11 protein-coding genes, 4 pseudogenes and 1 riboswitch are annotated in these 16,221 nt (G+C 67.9%); of the genes and pseudogenes, 8 read left to right on the top strand and 7 right to left on the bottom strand.

What is annotated here, in order from left to right:
• Nucleotides 1-41: 41 nt before the first annotated feature.
• The gene (locus ABZ934_RS24725; protein ID WP_361317046.1) at nt 42-1,337 is read right to left on the bottom strand and encodes a glycosyl hydrolase; all 1,296 of its coding nucleotides are present in this window, start codon (nt 1,335-1,337) and stop codon (nt 42-44) included.
• Nucleotides 1,338-1,685: 348 nt separating this feature from the next.
• Here ABZ934_RS24725 and ABZ934_RS24730 point away from each other — a divergent pair.
• The 3 genes and pseudogenes from ABZ934_RS24730 to ABZ934_RS24740 form a co-directional block, all read left to right on the top strand.
• Nucleotides 1,686-1,830: pseudogene (locus ABZ934_RS24730) on the top strand (amidohydrolase); the annotation flags it as partial.
• A gap of 486 nt (nt 1,831-2,316) precedes the next feature.
• Nucleotides 2,317-2,439, top strand: a complete 123-nt coding sequence (locus ABZ934_RS24735; protein ID WP_361317049.1) for a hypothetical protein — start codon at nt 2,317-2,319, stop codon at nt 2,437-2,439.
• Between the two features lie 813 nt (nt 2,440-3,252).
• Nucleotides 3,253-4,128 carry a hypothetical protein gene (locus tag ABZ934_RS24740; RefSeq protein ID WP_361317052.1) on the top strand — a complete coding sequence of 292 codons (876 nt, stop codon included), beginning with the start codon at nt 3,253-3,255 and terminating at the stop codon, nt 4,126-4,128.
• Nucleotides 4,129-4,282: 154 nt separating this feature from the next.
• On the opposite strand, the pseudogene ABZ934_RS24745 reads toward ABZ934_RS24740, so the two are convergent.
• Nucleotides 4,283-4,483, bottom strand: a pseudogene (locus ABZ934_RS24745) (integrase core domain-containing protein); the annotation flags it as partial.
• A gap of 417 nt (nt 4,484-4,900) precedes the next feature.
• On the opposite strand from ABZ934_RS24745, the gene ABZ934_RS24750 reads away from it, so the two are divergent.
• The 4 genes and pseudogenes from ABZ934_RS24750 to ABZ934_RS24765 all read left to right on the top strand — a co-directional run bounded on the left by ABZ934_RS24750 (nt 4,901) and on the right by ABZ934_RS24765 (nt 8,744).
• On the top strand, nt 4,901-5,956 hold the full coding sequence (locus ABZ934_RS24750) for a RimK family alpha-L-glutamate ligase (protein WP_361317055.1): 1,056 nt from the start codon (nt 4,901-4,903) through the stop codon (nt 5,954-5,956).
• Nucleotides 5,953-7,218, top strand: a complete 1,266-nt coding sequence (locus tag ABZ934_RS24755) for an MFS transporter (RefSeq protein ID WP_361317058.1) — start codon at nt 5,953-5,955, stop codon at nt 7,216-7,218. Before ABZ934_RS24750 ends, ABZ934_RS24755 begins: the two co-directional genes overlap by 4 nt.
• 252 nt (nt 7,219-7,470) lie before the next feature.
• Nucleotides 7,471-7,572 (top strand): annotated as a pseudogene (locus tag ABZ934_RS24760) (polysaccharide deacetylase family protein); the annotation flags it as partial.
• Nucleotides 7,572-8,744, top strand: a complete 1,173-nt coding sequence (locus ABZ934_RS24765; RefSeq protein WP_361317060.1) for a hypothetical protein — start codon at nt 7,572-7,574, stop codon at nt 8,742-8,744. The pseudogene ABZ934_RS24760 and the gene ABZ934_RS24765, both read left to right, overlap by 1 nt.
• Nucleotides 8,745-9,443: 699 nt before the next feature.
• On the opposite strand, the gene ABZ934_RS24770 is transcribed toward ABZ934_RS24765, so the two are convergent.
• The 5 genes from ABZ934_RS24770 to ABZ934_RS24790 form a co-directional block, all read right to left on the bottom strand.
• Nucleotides 9,444-10,652, bottom strand: a complete 1,209-nt coding sequence (locus ABZ934_RS24770; RefSeq protein WP_361317062.1) for a divalent metal cation transporter — start codon at nt 10,650-10,652, stop codon at nt 9,444-9,446.
• Between the two features lie 98 nt (nt 10,653-10,750).
• On the bottom strand, nt 10,751-12,079 hold the full coding sequence (locus tag ABZ934_RS24775; RefSeq protein WP_361317064.1) for a CBS domain-containing protein: 1,329 nt from the start codon (nt 12,077-12,079) through the stop codon (nt 10,751-10,753).
• 329 nt (nt 12,080-12,408) lie between these two features.
• Nucleotides 12,409-12,581, bottom strand: a riboswitch (M-box (ykoK) riboswitch).
• A 149-nt stretch (nt 12,582-12,730) separates the two neighbouring features.
• Nucleotides 12,731-13,702: a magnesium transporter CorA family protein gene (locus ABZ934_RS24780; RefSeq protein ID WP_361317067.1), complete on the bottom strand. Its 972-nt coding sequence runs from the start codon at nt 13,700-13,702 to the stop codon at nt 12,731-12,733.
• A gap of 123 nt (nt 13,703-13,825) precedes the next feature.
• Nucleotides 13,826-15,205 carry an ATP-binding protein gene (locus tag ABZ934_RS24785; RefSeq protein ID WP_361317070.1) on the bottom strand — a complete coding sequence of 460 codons (1,380 nt, stop codon included), beginning with the start codon at nt 15,203-15,205 and terminating at the stop codon, nt 13,826-13,828.
• The gene (locus tag ABZ934_RS24790; protein WP_361317072.1) at nt 15,202-15,885 is read right to left on the bottom strand and encodes a response regulator transcription factor; all 684 of its coding nucleotides are present in this window, start codon (nt 15,883-15,885) and stop codon (nt 15,202-15,204) included. The genes ABZ934_RS24785 and ABZ934_RS24790 overlap by 4 nt, the downstream gene beginning before the upstream one ends.
• A 148-nt stretch (nt 15,886-16,033) precedes the next feature.
• On the opposite strand from ABZ934_RS24790, the pseudogene ABZ934_RS24795 reads away from it, so the two are divergent.
• Nucleotides 16,034-16,221 (top strand): annotated as a pseudogene (locus ABZ934_RS24795) (hypothetical protein); the annotation flags it as partial.

The raw sequence follows: 16,221 nt of genomic DNA on the forward strand, positions 1-16,221 counted from the left end.
AAAAAGTATGGACTGCGTGATGGGATACCCCCCGATGGCTTTCACCGCGGCGCTCCCTGTTGCAATGAAGACCACGTGACACCGGCTGGGCCGGTGTCACGGCCACCGGTGATCACCTTGGGGTCGTTGTACGTCTGCTGAACGTCCGCCGCGGAGTTCTTCGCGGTGAGTCCGTCGCCCCAGACGGTCCACAACACCCAGGGAGCGTGGTCGAGCGTCGCGCGCTGTATGGCGTTGACCGGGACATGGAAGGACTCCGCGAGGATCCGGGGCTTGCCGTAATCCTTGAGCTCCCGGTGCCACTTCGCCGTCCAGTCGTCCTTGCCGAACGGGTGCTCCGGGGAGCCGCTGTAGTCGTCGACTCCGACCACGTCCACATATTCGGCGCCCGGGTAGAAGTCCCAGGGTTCGCTGCCGTGGACGCCGTCCCAAGCCGAAGGGGCCCAGACGAAGACAAGATTGTGCAGGCCGCGCGAGCCCACGAGGTAGTGGTACATCAACTCCCAGAGGGCGACGTACTGTTGGGGCTTGAGCCCGGCCCACCAGAATCCGTGCTCCTCCCCCAGCGAGTTCATCTCGTGGTAGGGGCGCAGCAGCACCGGTACGTCGTACTCGGCCAGATAGCCGAGGTGGTCCGCGAGGAACGACAGGTCGAGCAGCAGCGCCGCATGCTCCGTGGAACCGGGAGTGAGCAGCCGGCCGATCCATCCCGGATCCTTCGCGGCGGGTGAATTGCGGCGCATGGTCTGCTCGTAGCTCTTGACCGGGCTGCCCGGCCACGGCTGGTGGAAGGACATCCCGACCAGGCCGGCCGGCGCGCCGCCGTTGGTGGGCAGCGAGGTCTTCGTACCGTTCCAGAGCTGTTCGGTGCCGGTGGGGTTGTACGAGCCGTCCGCGGCGCGCGGGAGTCCGCGCCAGACGCCCATGGCAAGGTCCACGACGTCGTTCGCATAAGTCCACAGTTCCCGGCGCGCGGGCCAGGTGGCGCGCGAGTAGGTCCGCGCCTCCCCCACGCCCCAACCCTCCTGCTGGTAGCCAGGGCCCAGGTCCAGTTCAAGGAACGCGGGCAGCTTTCCCGTGATGTCCTGTGGCTTGCGGTAGTAGTAGCCGGGCGGCTTGGGGCCGTTGTGGTCGCCGTACTCCGGGTTGTACCGCTCGTTGTGCACCTCGGCGTGCTGGCCGATGACGGTACCGCGACGGCGGCCGGCTCTGGCGTCCGCCTCCAGCCCGGCCAGCAGCCCGTACACGGCCTGGGCCGCCTTGGATGCCTTGGGGTCCCGGGACAGCAGGTCCTTCTGGAGCTGTGGGGCGGGTGCGCGCGAAGTGCTGGCCGCCACCCCGGCGAGCGTGCCACCCATGGCCGCGGTCGCAGCCGCGCCTATGAGGACATCTCGACGCTTCAGGTACTGACGTATCACTAGTGCGAACACCCCCTCGGACCCCGGCAGCCCCCGGCTGCGCGCATCTCGTGGACGCGCATACAGACCGCGCAGGCCGGTGGATGGTTGCACAGAATCCATGGGGTCTACGTCACAATACGCCACGGTCATCGAGCAGTTGATGCAGGGCCGGTCGTCTCCGGCTCGCTCTCCGATCGCCTTGTGGAGGCAGGGCGCGGGCTGAGGTGGGCGGTTCGATGAACGGCAAGCAGGGCGATGCGGCGGGTCCCGGCGACGAGAGCGCGGGGCCTGGCAGCCCTCCAGCACCTCAAGCTCGCCGTCGAAGCCCTCGACCATGCCTTGGAGCAGGGCCTGCTGGGCGTCGAAATCTCCTCGCACTCGACCCGGCTGTGAGCTGTCCCATCCGGCGTACGAACCGCTGCGGGCGCGTCGAAGCTGTCGCCATGGGTGAAAACCGCCGACAACCGCGGAAGACGCAGTGGTCCCTCGCTCTGCCGCAACGCGGCCAGCAGCACCAGCGGCTCTCCCCACAGGATGTCCGGCTTGAAGTCCACGCACAGGCGCTCCAGATGGCGGGTGTCCCGGTGATCCTTGGGTAGCTCTTCGCGGCCGGGGATCGCGCTGTTGAGCTGATGAAGTCCTTTTCCCGTACCTGTCGCAGGTGACGGTCGACAACGTCGTCCGCATCGACACGTCGGTACGGATAGCTGCCAGGTGCATCGCGGCGACAGCTCGCCGTCCTGGGTGCGGCACGGTCCCCGAGTGCACATCCGCTACGGGCGAAGGCTCGTTGGCGGGGCGGTCAGCGGTGTAGAGGTTCTGGCTCGTCTGGAGATCGGCGGAATCCCCGTGGTCACGACCCTGGGGCGCATACGAGGGGTGCAGATCCGATGAGGGTGATTCGCGGGAGTCCGGCTTGTCCGGAGTCCCGGGGCTGCTGGAGACGGGCGAGACCGAGGCGCTGCGGCTGGTGATCACGCCGGAGTGGCGGCCGATGATCACGATAGGTGAAGCCCTCCCGGTCATGGCAGCACCTTGAAGACCTACTCGCCGGCCCGACGGCGCCGTGGAACACCACCTGGTCTGGCTTGCCGCTGTCCTCCGGGCGATCGGGCAGGAATCCGCCTGGTACGCATCACGCAAGCCCAGCATGAGGTGGAATGACGACGTCGCACTGAAGGTTTCTCCGGGCTGAAGACGACTGAGGGCCGGCCTGCCGGGAGCACGGTGTGAGGACGCTGGTCGTGGTGGGCCGCGGGTGGCCGCGAACTCGCGTGTGCGCGCTCGCTGGCCGAGGAGCGCTGACGGGCGGCCGCAATCACGCTGCGGGTGCCGCCGCTCAAGCTGTGCTCAGTACCGTCGGTGTCGGCACCTCCTCTGTGGAACAGCCCTGACCGCCGTGGCGCGGCTGGTCCCGGTCCGCCTGAGCGTTTCCACCACGAGCAGTGATGTGCACCGCCGCACGGAAAATCCCACCCATGCAACGCAAAAACGGCCTGACCCGCCATATTGCCTGGCTATTGCCGGTCAATGAGAGTTTTACGCTTGCAGATGCGCTCCTTCTGTGGGTTACGATGCTTCCCGCTCAACAGCAGACAGCCGGCGACCAGCGAATAGAGGGCCCGTGAGTGCCGAGGACGAACGCCGGTTGCCTGCGGTGGTGTCGGCTGCTCCGGCCGCCAGGGCAAGCCGGCGGAGATTCCTGCGCCTTGCGGCCGGCGCCGCGGGCGCCACCGCACTGAGCGCATCAGCCCTCGCTGCCTGCACGACCGACGTACAGCGACCGAACTCGGCCCGCCCGCAGGGCAGCCCGTCCCCGGATGCGGCCAAAACAGGCCCATTGGTGCGTCTGATGAGCGTCACCACGGTTCGCGACGGCGGTCTGTACGACGTCCTGCTTCCCGAATTCGAGGCCACCACCGGGTACCGCGTCCAGCTCAGCGTCGGCGAGGACGTCTACGGCCCGGCGCGCGCCGGTGAAGCCGACATCGTCCTGTCCCACTTCGGGCACAAGGACGTCGACACCTTCGTCATGAACGGCTACGGGCACTGGCCTCGCACCGTGCTGTCCAATCTTGTCTGCCTCCTTGGCCCGTCCTCGGACCCGGCCGGTGTCCGCGGGTCGAACGACCTCGTCGTCGCGTTCCAGCGCATAGCCCAGGCGCAGCGGCCGCTGGTCGTCAACAACATCGAGGGAATGCAGTACCTCGCCAAGACCATCGCCATCGACGCCCAGGTCCCCGATTCCCTGTTCCTCAACGACGGCCTGGCCATGGGCGCAGCCATGGACGCGGCCGCGGCCGCCGGCGGCTACGTCCTCTGGGGCCTCACCCCATTTCGCAAGTACGTGAAAGACCATCCTCTCGACCTCGAACCCCTGCTTCTGAACGATCCCGCCCTCCAACGCATCATGGTCACCACCGTGGTCAACCCGGCCAAGGTCCACGGCGTCAATGAAGCCGGCGCAACCGCCCTGCAGGACTACCTCCTGTCCCCAGAGACCCAGGCCAAGATCCGCGCATACCGCATCCCCGGCATCGACCAGCCCGTCTTCTGGCCCGCAGGACGCCACAACCAGAAAGAGTTCCTGGCAACCCCTCAAGCCGCCCACACCGAGTCACACGCCCCCAAGGGCGGCGGCTCTGGCGGCCGGAACGAAGCCGCGAGTGGCGGGGACGGAAGCGGAAGTGGCGGCGGCAACGGACGCGGGAACGGGGCCAGACGGTGACCTCAGGCATGCATGACCGCGGCATCGGCCGGCTCGGTGCTCTGCGGCCCCGTCAGGCCAGCGCCCGAAGGGGCCCTCGCAGCCGGCGCCGGCGGCGCCCAGGATGGCCGGGCCCTTGGTCCATCGCGGGTACAGCGGGATCACATGGGAAAGCCTAGCTGCATTGCCCTGTGAGATTGGGGACGCGGCTGGCGAGTGGTTTGCCTGCGAGTGCGGTGTGCCCGCGGTGGTGGTTGTAGGTGTGGAGCCACTGCGGGAAGGCTGCTCGGCGTTCGGCTTCTGACTGGTAGCGGCGGGCGTAGGCCCACTCCTCCAGCAGGGTCCGGTTCAGCCGTTCGACCTTGCCGTTGGTCGGAAGGCCCTCACCCGTTCAAGACGTCTCGGCCGAGACGTGCATCACCCGTCCACAACCTCCCGGGGCAAAACACCCCTCTTCGCCTGTCCGGAGCCGGTCGACGGGCGCGACTTCGGGCCGACGGCGGTTGTGTGAAGGCCCGCAACCCACCGGCTCCGAAGCGACGGGCCATGCCAACGTACTCGCACATCCGCTTGTAGTCCCGCTCGGTCTGGGCGAGCACACCGTCGCCGACCAGGACATCTCGCATCCCGTTCCCTGGACTGCAGCTCACTCGGAGATCAGGACGGCCTGACCACGGTGCCGAGCAGGCGAGCAGGCGAGCAGGCGAGCAGCGCCATTGAAGCGGACGCACCGGAGGTCCTGAGTCCAAGGAGCGGTACCCCCATCCACGACGGACACTTTTAGACTGATCGAATGGCAGTTGGGTTGTTACATCCCTTTTCTGCACTTTATGGGACGAAGGTGTTGTCCGAGGGTCTTGTCACCGATTCGGGAGTTCATATGTTTGCGGCAGAGACAGGTTCCGGCCGATCGCACGCCGAACTCGATAGCGCTGATTTCTGGTTTGTTCTGGGGGCGGGGCTGGCGGAGCGGCCGTTTACCCAGCGTCTCTCCCGGGCTCTGGCCGGGGAGTGCGGTGACCGCTGCGCGGTCGTACGCAGTGAGGAACTTCTGATGGGTGTGGTGGGCGGCCGCCTGGCACTGTTTGACCTCGCCGGGAGCGAGGTGGCCGCCCCGGCGGTCGCCTATGCCCGGATCTGGACTCCGTTGGTCAGTGTGGATCGGGAGATCACACTGCTGCGGCACTTGGAGGCGATGGGTACGGTCCTTCTGAATCCTGTCGACGCGATCCTGGCCTGCCTGAACAAGTTTTGGCACCTACAGCAGCTGGCACGGGCGGGCTTGCCGGTGCCCGACACCCGCACCTATGCCGATGCCCCGATGGAGGAGGCGATCTTGGCTGGGGTTCCGGAGCCCGCGGTGGTCAAGGCGGTGAGGGGACACCGTGGAGAGCAGGTGTTCCTGGCACCCGACGCGGGGCTGCTGAGGGATATCCAGGGGAGTCTCAGCCAGAGCACCCCGTATCTGTTCCAGGAGTATGTGGAGTTCTCCCACGGCCGCGACTTGCGTGTTTTGGTGGTGGAGGGCCGGGTGGCGGGGGCACTGACGCGTACGGCGGCCGGCGGGGGTTTGCGTTCCAACCTGGCGATGGGTGGTACTTCCGAGTTGTGTGCGGGCCGCTATCCGAAGGGTGAGGGACTTGCGGTGCGCGCGGCTGAGGTTCTGGGCCTGGGGGTCGCCGGAGTCGACCTGCTTTTCACACCGGGGGGCGGCTTCACGATCTGCGAGGTAAATGCCAACCCCGGCTGGCGCGACGAGTCCAACGACGTCATCCAGGCAATCGTGGCCGCCTGCCTCTCCCGCCTGGGCAGTGCGGCCGCGGCCGAGCCCGCCCGAACCACGTCGTGACAAGCGCGGAGGCGAGAGAGACACCGACGGCTTCGGGCGAGCGCCCGCCCCACGGCCTCCTGCGGCGCTGGCCGCTCCTGCACAGTCTCAACTTCCGGCTCTTCGCCCTGGGCCAGGGGCTCTCCAACACGGGGACATGGGTGCAGAAGGTGGCCCAGGACTGGCTGGCTCTAGAGCTGTCGCACGGTGACGCACGGGTCCTGGCCGTCACCACCGCCCTACAGTTCCTGCCGCTGCTCCTGCTGGGCCCGTACCCCGGTGTGCTCGTGGACCGGTACTCCACGCTCCGCGCCCTACTGGCCACACAGGCGGCCATGGGCGTCCTGGCGCTGACCGGCGCCCTCCTCGTGCTGACCCAAAGGGCCGGGGTGAACAGCCTGTACATGCTCGCACTGCTGTTCGGGGTCGCTATGGCAGTCGAGAAACCGGCGCTGCAGGCCTTCATTCCGGAAGCGGTCGGACCGGATCACCTGGTCAGTGCGCTGTCCTTCAACAGCGCCGTCCTCAACCTCGCCCGTATGGTGGGCCCCGCGCTGGCCGGTCCCGTCATCGTCTGCTTCGGCCCCGGCCCCGCGTTCCTGGCCAACGCCGCCTCCTACCTCGCCGTCATCGCCTGTCTCCTACGCATGGATACCCGCGCTCTCAGGCCCGCCCCGCCTGTCCCCTACGCACAGAAACAAGTACGGGAGGGCCTGCGATATGTGCGCGGCCATCCCGACCTAGCCCGCACCCTCACCCTCGTCGCGGTCGTCGCGGCCTTCGGCATGAACTTCCAAATCACCACCACCCTGATGGCCACCCAGGTCTACCACTCCCCTGCCGCGATCTTCGGCATCGGCAACGCAGCCCTGGCCGCCGGCTCCGTTATCGGAGCACTGCTCGCAGCCAACAATCCACGCAGCGGCGCCGGCACCATGGCCTTCGCCGCTCTCGCCTTCGGCTTCCTTGAGACCACCAGCAGCCTGATGCCCGGCCAGCTCTCCTTCCTGCTGATCCTCGTCCCGACGGGAATCGCCCTGCTGGTCTTCCTGACCATCGCCAAGGCACAGCTCCAGCAGAACACCGTCGACGGCATACGAGGCAGGGTGATGAGCCTCTACATACTCGCCTCCCTCGGCACCACGCCCCTTCTCGCACCCGCTGTCGGCTGGCTCGCCCACACGGCAGGCCCCAGGACTCCCCTCGCCGTAGGCGGAGTGGTATCGGCTGCCGTCGCCGCGGCCGCGCTGCACAGCCATCGACGCCAGCCGCCCGTCAAGTAGGACGGAGGACTTCACCACCACAGTGCGTGGACCGCTGCCGCAGGCACTATCGCCCGCGAGGATGACGCCTGGAGTGACCGGGCGCCCCGGCGCCGACGCCCGCCCAGCCAGTGCGACCGGCAGGCGATGGCTGAGCCGAGTGTGGCGGCACCCGACGGCGGCGCTCGCGACCCGCGCTTTCCCCAAACGGTCAAATGGTCGATATTCGCGTCAGACCTCCCTTAAATAGTGAGGGTGACCACCCCCGTTCCTCACTTCGGGTACGCGGCCACGGCCGCCGCCCTCCCCGACCTCCTCCACCGACTCGACCGATGCGGTTCGCATGCGGTGACCACCACGGAGTTGCTGAGCTGATGCATCCCACGACCATCGCCCGCCTACTGATCGCGGGTGCTGCCCTCTGCGCGCTCGCCGCCTGCAGCAGGGCAAACCCCCACAAGGATGAAGCCCTCGGCTCCAAGGCCCCCCTGAGCCCCGTCCAGCAGCAGAAGACCCACGCGCTTCCGGGCATGCCGTCCTTGCTCGACCCGAACGACCTTTACGCGGCCGACCGCCCGAACCAGCTCTCCCCCGTGGTCAGGGGCTTCCGGTCCCGGGTCTACGTCCCCAACACCAACTCCGACACCGTCTCCGTCATCGACCCGAAGACGTACAAGGTCATCGACACCATTCCGGTCGGCCACCAGCCGCAGCACGTCGTGCCGTCCTGGGACCTGAAGACGCTGTGGGTCAACAACGACCTGGGGAACTCCCTGACCCCCATCGACCCGAGGACCGGTAAGGCGGGCAGGCCGATCGCCGTGCACGACCCGTACAACCTGTACTTCACGCCGGACGGCAGGTACGCGGTCGTAATGGCCTCCAACGACCGACAACTGGTCTTCCGTGACGCGCACACGATGAAGGTGGCGAAGGAAGTCCCGGTCAGCTGCCACGGCGTCAACCACGCCGACTTCTCCATGGACGGCCGGTACTTCATCGTCTCCTGCGAGTTCAGCGGCGAGCTGCTGAAGGTCGACACCGAGAAGATGGAGGTGATCGGACAGCAGAAGCTGCCGTTCCGTGGCGCCATGCCGCAGGACGTCAAGATCTCTCCGGACGGCAAGAAGTTCTACGTCGCCGACATGATGGCCCACGGCCTGTGGGTGCTGGACGGTGACACCTTCGCCAAGCCATCTTTCCTGCCCACCGGAAAGGGCGCCCACGGCCTCTACATCAGCCGTGATTCCTGCGGGATGTACATCTCCAACCGGGGCGAGGGCACCATCTCCGTCTTCGACTTCAAGAAGGACCGGCTGACCAAGAAGTGGCGCCTGCCGAACGGCGGCAGCCCCGACATGGGCGGCGTCTCCGCGGACGGCAAGGTCCTGTGGCTGTCGGGCCGCTACAGCTCCGAGGTGTACGCCATCGACACCACCACCGGTAAACAGCTCGCCCGCATCAGGGTGGGCAGCGGCCCGCACGGCCTCGCGATCTATCCGCAGCCGGGCCGCTACTCGCTGGGGCACACTGGCATCTTCCGCTGACGCAAGGGCAATCCGGGTGAATGCACGCCAGTATCGACGCCGGGAATGCCTATCACCACCGCGTGGTGATCGACGACACCGGCAAGAGGCGCCGTCCCGGCGGGTGGTCAACGACGACGAGACCGACGCAATTTGCCTCAAACACCTCCAATACCGACCTCACACTCTCGACGGCTTCATAGCCGGCACCGGCCTGACCCTCGATACACCACCCTCCCTCTGACAAGCCGAAGTCACTAAGGCCCTCCACACCAGGCGAGCGGTGGGGCTTCCCGGGGCGCGGGAAGGCGACTACTTGGGGAAATAGAGGAAGGCCGTCCCGACCCGGAGCGGGCGTGTGTCGGCGTGGGGTTCCCGTAACGGGCCGGCATCTCCTGCCAGCGACTGTTTTCGACGTGCCGGCAAGCTGCTCGTCCTCGTCCATCCCGAATTCCATGGCGAGCTTATGCGCCCTCACACAGGGCTCCGCGCTCGCCGCGAGCGCTTATGCCCGCATGGGACCAGGCCAACCGGAGCGGCACCTAGCACGGCTCCGGACCGGGCACTCGACTGGGTTCACCGCACGCCCTTCGCGCGCGTCTACTGGTGGCGCACCCCGCGGATCCGCCGGGAGTTCCTCGACGACATCACGAAGCCTTCCTCACCCTCGGAGGTCCGCTCATTTGCTGGGGATGTCCGCGGTCATCGCCATAGGGGTTCTCAGACCCAGCCGGCCCAGCCGAGGACCGTCTGGGCGAGCAGGATGGTGGACATGGCGGCGACGCACAGTACGACGACGGTGGCGGCGATGCGATAGCGGGGGCCGTTGGCGGCAGGGCCCAGGACGGAGCGGCGGTTGGTCAGAACGAGGAGATAGACCAAGACGATGGGGCTGACCATGCCCTGGAGGACCTGCGTGCCGATGAGGAGCTGGATGACATCGACCGGCGTCATGGCCACGGCGGCGCCCAGGACGATCTGGGCAGTGAACACTCCGAGGAACAGTGGTGCGTCACGGAAACGGCGTGAGACGGAGCGTTCTACGCCGGCTGCTTCGCCGATGGCATAGCTGGCGGACAGCGGGACAACGGCTCCGGCCAAGGCCGAGGCGCCGATCAGGCCGAAGGCGAAGAGGAGTTCTGCACCCTGACCGGCGACCGGTTTGAGTGCTTCGGCGGCCTGGGCGGCGGACTCCAGTGGGCCGGTGCCGCCGATCGCGGCTGCGGTGGCGATGATGATGGTCATGCTGATGGCACAGGCGAAGACCGCGCCCAGGACGGCGTCGGCGCGGATCAGCTTGTAGTCCTCGGGTTTCGCGCCGCGATCCACTACGCCGGCGGCGGCGTAGAACTGCATGTACGGGCTGACCGTGGTGCCGATCAAGGCGACCGCGAGGAGGATGAATGCCTGACTGCCGTGCATGTGCGGGACGAGGAGGCCGGAGCCGACCTGCTCCCAGTGGGGGTGCCCGAGGATCATCGCGACGGGGTAGGCGAAGAACGCCAGCGACATGAGCAGGAAGATGCGTTCCGCCCAACGGTATGAGCCGAACAGCACCAGAGCCCACAGCATCAGCGCTGCCGGGGGGATGACAGCCCATTTCGGCAGACCCAGGAGTTGGAAGGCGGCGCCGATGCCTGCGAATTCGGAGACCACGAGGCCGGTGTTGGCCAGCAGCAGGCAGAACACGGCGAGGCCGGTCAGACGCAGGCTGAACTGTTCTCGGATGAGGGCTCCCAGCCCCTTGCCGGTGTAGGCGCCCAGGCGGACCGCCATCTCCTGGACCATGACCAGGGCGATGGTGACCAGCACCATGAAGAACAAGGTGCCGTAGACGAACTGGGATCCGGCCGACGCGTAGGTGGCGATGCCCGCGGCGTCGTTCCCCGCGTTCGCGGCCACCAGTCCGGGGCCTGCGATCGCCGTCACGGCCACGGTCCGCTTCCACCTGCGGCGCCACCCGGACCTTTCCGGCACGAGGCCCGATGTCGGGCTTGCCGCAGGTCCTGTGCAGTCGAGGTCGCGGGTCACTGCAGGAACCTCCGGAAGTGGCGGCGCCCGCGTGCAGGCAACAGGGTGTCCAAAACGTCGTCGGCCAGCACCCGGCCCACCGGGCGCTCGTTCTCGTCCACGACCAGCAGGGAGGAGGCACGCGAGGCGAGCAGGCGGTCGGCGGCCTCGTCGATGCGGGTGTCCGGACTGACCACGATCTGAGGGCCGAACTGCGCCAGCCAGGCGATGACCTCGCCGACTGTCGTCACGTCGTCGGCGATGGTGAGGTGGAAGAGCGGGATGTCAGCGATCAGGTGTCCGTGTGCGTCCACGACGGCCACAGCGTCGATCTCGGTGCGGTGCTCGGCCTGCTCCGCGAGCAGGCCGCGGACGTGGCCGATGGTGTCTTCACGCCGGGCGGTGACCAGTCGGGTGGTCATGGCACCGCCCGCGGTGTCCTCGCGGTGGGCCAGCAGCGCGCGCAGGTCCCTGGCCCGGGTCGCGGGCACCCGCTCCAGCAGGTCCTCGCGCTCATCCGAGCCGAGATCCCGCAGGGCGTCGACGGCCTCGTCGGGTTCCATCTCCTCCATCATCCGCGCCGCGTACTGAGGACCGGCCTCCCGCAGCAGGTTCTCCAGCTGGGCGGGTTCCATCTCCTCCAGGGCATCGGCTGCGTGGGCGGGCTCCAGCCAGCCCAGCAGCTGCTGGCGCTCCGAGCGGTCCAGGTCTTCCAGGACGTCCGCCAGGTCGGCCGGCCTCATCCGGTGGAGCGAGGCACGCGACCCGCGTAGGCGCACCTGCGCCGGGCCGTCGGTCGCGTGTTCGGCGAACGGCGCTACCGTCTGCCAGTCCAGTACCCGCTCCGGGGTGGGGCGCGCCTGCCAGCGCCGCGGGCCCAGCCTGCGCAGCAGGGTGGGCAGCGAGACGTCCACACCGACCAGCACGGTCCGGCCCGCCAGGGGCGTGAGATAGAGGTCAGCGGCGCGGGTGACCTGGATGCCGTCGACATCGACGAGCTGGTGATCGAGGACATCGCGGGCCAGAAGGACCTCCCCCGGGCGTCGTTCGTACTCGCGCAGGTCCATCCGCGCCGAGCGCAGTCGGACGCCGCTCGTGGCTACCTGCGCGACGGTGTCCGCGGGCAGGAACGCGCGGCGCCGACCGACGCGGATCACCAACCCCGTCACCGGCGGGTAGGGCTCGCTGCCGTGCAGACGAGCGACCACGTCGACGACCCGTCCGACGTCCTCGCCGGCCTGGTTGACCGCCGGTGCTCCGACCAGGCCGGCCAGGGACACCAGCGAACCGCGAACCGTCTTGGCGGCGGACGCGTGACGGACCAGTTGGCCACGGCGATCGCGCATACGCGCGGAAGTGGCCATGAGGAGACTGCTGGTAGCCAAAGTGAACACCCCCTCGCCCCGCCACGGCGGGGCATCGGGCAGCACGGGAAGCAGCGCGTCACCACAGTAGGGCGGACCCTGGCCGCGCCCCGTGAAGAGGGGCGCGCATGGTCGGCGAGCGACGCGTATCGAAGCAGCTGCTACCTCGTGCCGCGGAAAGACGGCGAAGAACACAGATGGGACGAAGGCCGACTATGGCCGGGACAGCTGTCCATCTCGCCTCCTCGCGGTCGTGAGCGCTGTGCACTCTCCTCACGCGGCATCAAAGAGAAGGCCGGGTCCCAGAACCCGGCACACCCCTACTCGTCAGAGCTTTAGCACTCCACGGCGTAGTCCCCGAGCCGGGGAAGCCACTTGGGGTCACCCCTTAGGTCGGGGAGACCTGTCCTGATCCGGAGCGTCTCTCGACGGGTGGGATCAGTGGCCTGTGTCCGTGAAGACGCCTCACCGAACGAGGTGCCTTGTATCAACCCTGCGAACCTTACGCCCCCTCAACACCGTCATGCCAACCTGCCCGCCGTGATTCCGTGCCGGCGGGGCAAGCGACCTTCGGCGTGGGAACGGACAGGCCGGAACCGGCCACCCGAAGGCCGGCTCCGCGTCACCGGTTGTTCAGATCCAGTCATTACGCCTGAAGCTGACGTAGAGGATGAGCGAGAGGGTGACGATGGCGGCCGACGATTCGATGAAGCCCCATTCCGTGCTGAACCCCGGGTAGGGCACGTTCTGGCCGTAGAAACCGGTGACAGCGGTGGGCACGGCGATGATCGCGGCCCAGCTGGTCACCTTCTTCATGATCAGGTTCATGCGATTGCCCTGGACGGTGAGGTTCGTTTCCATGATGGAGCCGAGCATGTCCCGCAGCGATTCGGTCCATTCGGTGGCCCGCAGGACGTGGTCGTAGATGTCCTGGTAGTAAGGCAGTAGAGGTTCGCCGACGATGTGCAGATCCCGGCGCAGCAAGCTGTTGACGACTTCTCGCATGGGGATGACGACGCGTCGTAGTTTGGTCAGGGTCTTGCGCATGGCGTAGGAGCGGCGTTGGACTGATTCGATCTCGGCCCGGCCCTCTTGGAAGAGGAGGTCTTCCAGTTCCTCTACGCGGTCGTCGAGAGCCTGTACGGCTGCGAAGTGGCCGTCGACCAAGACGTCGAGCAGCCCGTAGAGGAGGAAGCCGACGCCGTGTTTGGCAAGGTCGGGGTTGTTGTCCCATCGGGCCATGACCAGTTCGATGTCGAAGCGGTCGTCGGTGCGGATGGTAATGAGCGCGGTATCCGTGATGAAGACCGCTATTTCGCTGGTCGCCAGGCCGTTGCCGGGCTCGATGTCGACCGCGTAGGCGCTCATGAAGGAATGGGTGCTGTAGCGGTCGAGCTTGGGGCGTTGGTGTTCGTGGCGGGCGTCCTCCAACGCGAGTTCGTGGAGTCCGAATTCTTCCCTGATCATGGCGAAATCAGCCGAGTCCGGGGCACACAGGTCGAGCCAAACGACACTGTCCGATTCCCCGACATATTTGGATATGTCCTCCACCGGGAAGTTTTCCAGGACAAGGGCGCCGTTGCGGTAGAGCCTGGTTCGAGCCATGCTGCCCAGCGTACGGCTGAGGTCATCGCATCCCGGCAGGGGACCGGCCCTTGGGCGGCGCGTCCGCCTGGTCATCAGCTGTGGAGCAGGGGTGGGGGAAGGGAAGGAGCCCGGGGCGAGGGCTCACCGGGGGTGCTCGGCGGGCAGCACAACGATCAGCCGGGCGCCGGGGCCGTTGTCCTCGATGCCGGCGTTGCCGTGGTGGGCCAGGACTATGTCGCGGACGATCGCGAGGCCGAGGCCGCTGCCACCGGTGTCCCGGGCGCGGGCGTCGTCCAGGCGGGTGAAGCGTCCGAAGACGCGCTCCCGCTCGGCCTCCGGGATGCCTGGGCCGTCGTCGGCGACGACCAGTCGTGCGGCGCCGTCAAGGGTCTGCAGGCTGACATCGATCCGGCTGACGGCATAGTGCAGAGCGTTGTCCAGGAGGTTGCGTACGACGCGGGCCAGGGCGCTCTGGTCGCCGTTGACTCGTGCGGCGCCGACAGCGTGCTGGTCGATGACGAGCGGGGTGCGCCGACGAGCCTCACGCACCTCGTTGAAGACGATTTCGTCCAGGTCGACGGCGCCGGTGCGCAGCGGGGTCCGGGCGTCGCCTCGTGCGAGCTGCAGGAGATCGTCGACCAGGCGGGTAAGGCGCTCGGTCTCCCGAAGCAAGCCCGCGGCCAGGGTCGGCCAGTCGGCGGCGCCCGGATGGTGGGCGGCCACTTCCAGGCGGGTGTGCAGTGTGCTCAGGGGGTTTCGCAGTTCGTGAGCGGCGTCCGCTATGAACCGACGCTGACGACGGGTCGCGGAGTCCAAGCGGCCCAGCAGGTCATTGAAGGTCCTGGCCAGCCGGCCGAGCGCGTCGTCGGCGGGTGGCACGTCCAGGCGGCGACTCAGGTCGGATGCGGTGATCTCGGCGGTCTGAGCGCGCATGGCGTCCACGGGGCGCAACGCGCGTCCGGTCAGCAGCCATACGACTCCGGTGAACAAAGCGACGACCGCAGGCACGGCGGTTGCCAGACCGACGGAGAGCTGGGCCAAGCCGTGGTCGACGGCTTCGGTGGGCACCGCCACGTACACGGTCTCGGGGTGTCCGTCCGTGCCTGCGGGGACGCCGACAGCGCGCCACGTCCCGCTCTCCCCGAGCGGGATGTCCTTGACGGTATGGGCCCGCGGGTCGCCGGAGCGGCTCACCGGGAAGGTGAACGCCCGTGGCCTGCCGCGCAGGTTCGCGGAGCTGGCACGCACCTGTCCCTTCGCGTCGACGACCTGAACGGCGACATCCGCGTGGTCCGTGACGGGTACTTCGGAAGTGATCCGGGTGCTGTCCTCGTCCGCGGCAACGACCTGGGCTCGTTGCAGGGCGGTCTGGTCGAGGCCGCTGATCAGGCTGGCGTGCAACCATCCGACGAGGAGCACGGCGGCGCCGGCGAGGCCGGCCGCGATGGCCAAGGCCGCCGCGGCCGTCAGTCGCAGCCGCAGCGACCGGCGTGACCACCAGGACCGCAAGCCGGCGGTCATTTGTCACCGCCCCCGCCGCGCAGCCGGTAGCCGGCACCACGGACGGTCTCGATTGTCCGGCGTCCGAACGGGGCGTCGATCTTGCGTCGGAGGTAGCCGACGTACACCTCCACGATGTTGGTGTCGCCGTCGAAGTGCTCGTCCCACACGTGGGTGAGGATGTCCGTCTTACTGACCACCTCGTCGCGGTGCCTGACGAGGTATTCCAAGAGCGTGAACTCCCGCGTCGTCAGGTCGATGTCATGCTCTCCGCGGCGGCAACGACGGCCTGCCGGGTCCACACAGAGGTCGTTGGCGGTGAGCACTGCGGGCCGGGCGGGTGCTCCGCGGCGCAGCAGGGCCCTGAGGCGGGCGACGAGCACCACGTAGGAGAACGGCTTGCTCAGGTAGTCGTCGGCGCCGAGGTCAAGGGCGTCGGCTTCGTCGTACTCGCCGTCCTTCGCCGTGAGCATCAGCACCGGGGTCCAGACGCTGGCTGCCCGCAGCCGTTTGAGGACCTCGTATCCCGAGATGTTGGGCAACATGATGTCGAGCACGATGACGTCGTACTGCTCGTGCAGGCCCCGCCAGAGGCCGTCTCCGCCGTCGTACGCGGCGTCGGCGACGAATCCCTCCGCGACGAGTCCGTCGGCGATCGCGTCGGCGAGTCCTCGTTCGTCCTCGATGATCAGCATTCGCATGACAGTCCCTCTCCGTCCACCATAGCCCCCGACCGTGATGGGCGTTTGCTGAGAGGGCGCTGAGGAACGGGCCGGTTCTCAGCCTCCTCTTAACGCCGTTGACCCAGGCTGGAATCCGAAGCAGACACCCACGGACGGGAGGAGAACGATGAAGACTCCGAGCGAGCGAGCGAGCCGGGCTGAGGCGCCCCGGGCGCGCAGGCGGGACGACGACGGCCGGGACCGGCCGCGCACGGAAGACCCGCGCGACGACGAGGACCCGCAGGACGAGCCGCCGGAGCACCCGCCCGAAGACCCGTCGGAGCCGCTCGCGGCCCACCAACTGCTGCCACTTCC

The sequence above is a fragment of the Streptomyces sp. NPDC046557 genome (assembly GCF_040645975.1).
GTDB lineage: Bacteria > Actinomycetota > Actinomycetes > Streptomycetales > Streptomycetaceae > Streptomyces.

Coding starts and splice junctions, on each gene's coding strand:
- ABZ934_RS24780 (WP_361317067.1), bottom strand. CDS start 13,702: ATGGCTCGAACCAGGCTCTACCGCAACGGCGCCCTTGTCCTGGAAAAC.
- ABZ934_RS24790 (WP_361317072.1), bottom strand. CDS start 15,885: ATGCGAATGCTGATCATCGAGGACGAACGAGGACTCGCCGACGCGATC.
- ABZ934_RS24785 (WP_361317070.1), bottom strand. CDS start 15,205: ATGACCGCCGGCTTGCGGTCCTGGTGGTCACGCCGGTCGCTGCGGCTG.
- ABZ934_RS24765 (WP_361317060.1), top strand. CDS start 7,572: ATGCATCCCACGACCATCGCCCGCCTACTGATCGCGGGTGCTGCCCTC.
- ABZ934_RS24740 (WP_361317052.1), top strand. CDS start 3,253: ATGAGCGTCACCACGGTTCGCGACGGCGGTCTGTACGACGTCCTGCTT.
- ABZ934_RS24775 (WP_361317064.1), bottom strand. CDS start 12,079: ATGCGCGATCGCCGTGGCCAACTGGTCCGTCACGCGTCCGCCGCCAAG.
- ABZ934_RS24750 (WP_361317055.1), top strand. CDS start 4,901: ATGGCAGTTGGGTTGTTACATCCCTTTTCTGCACTTTATGGGACGAAG.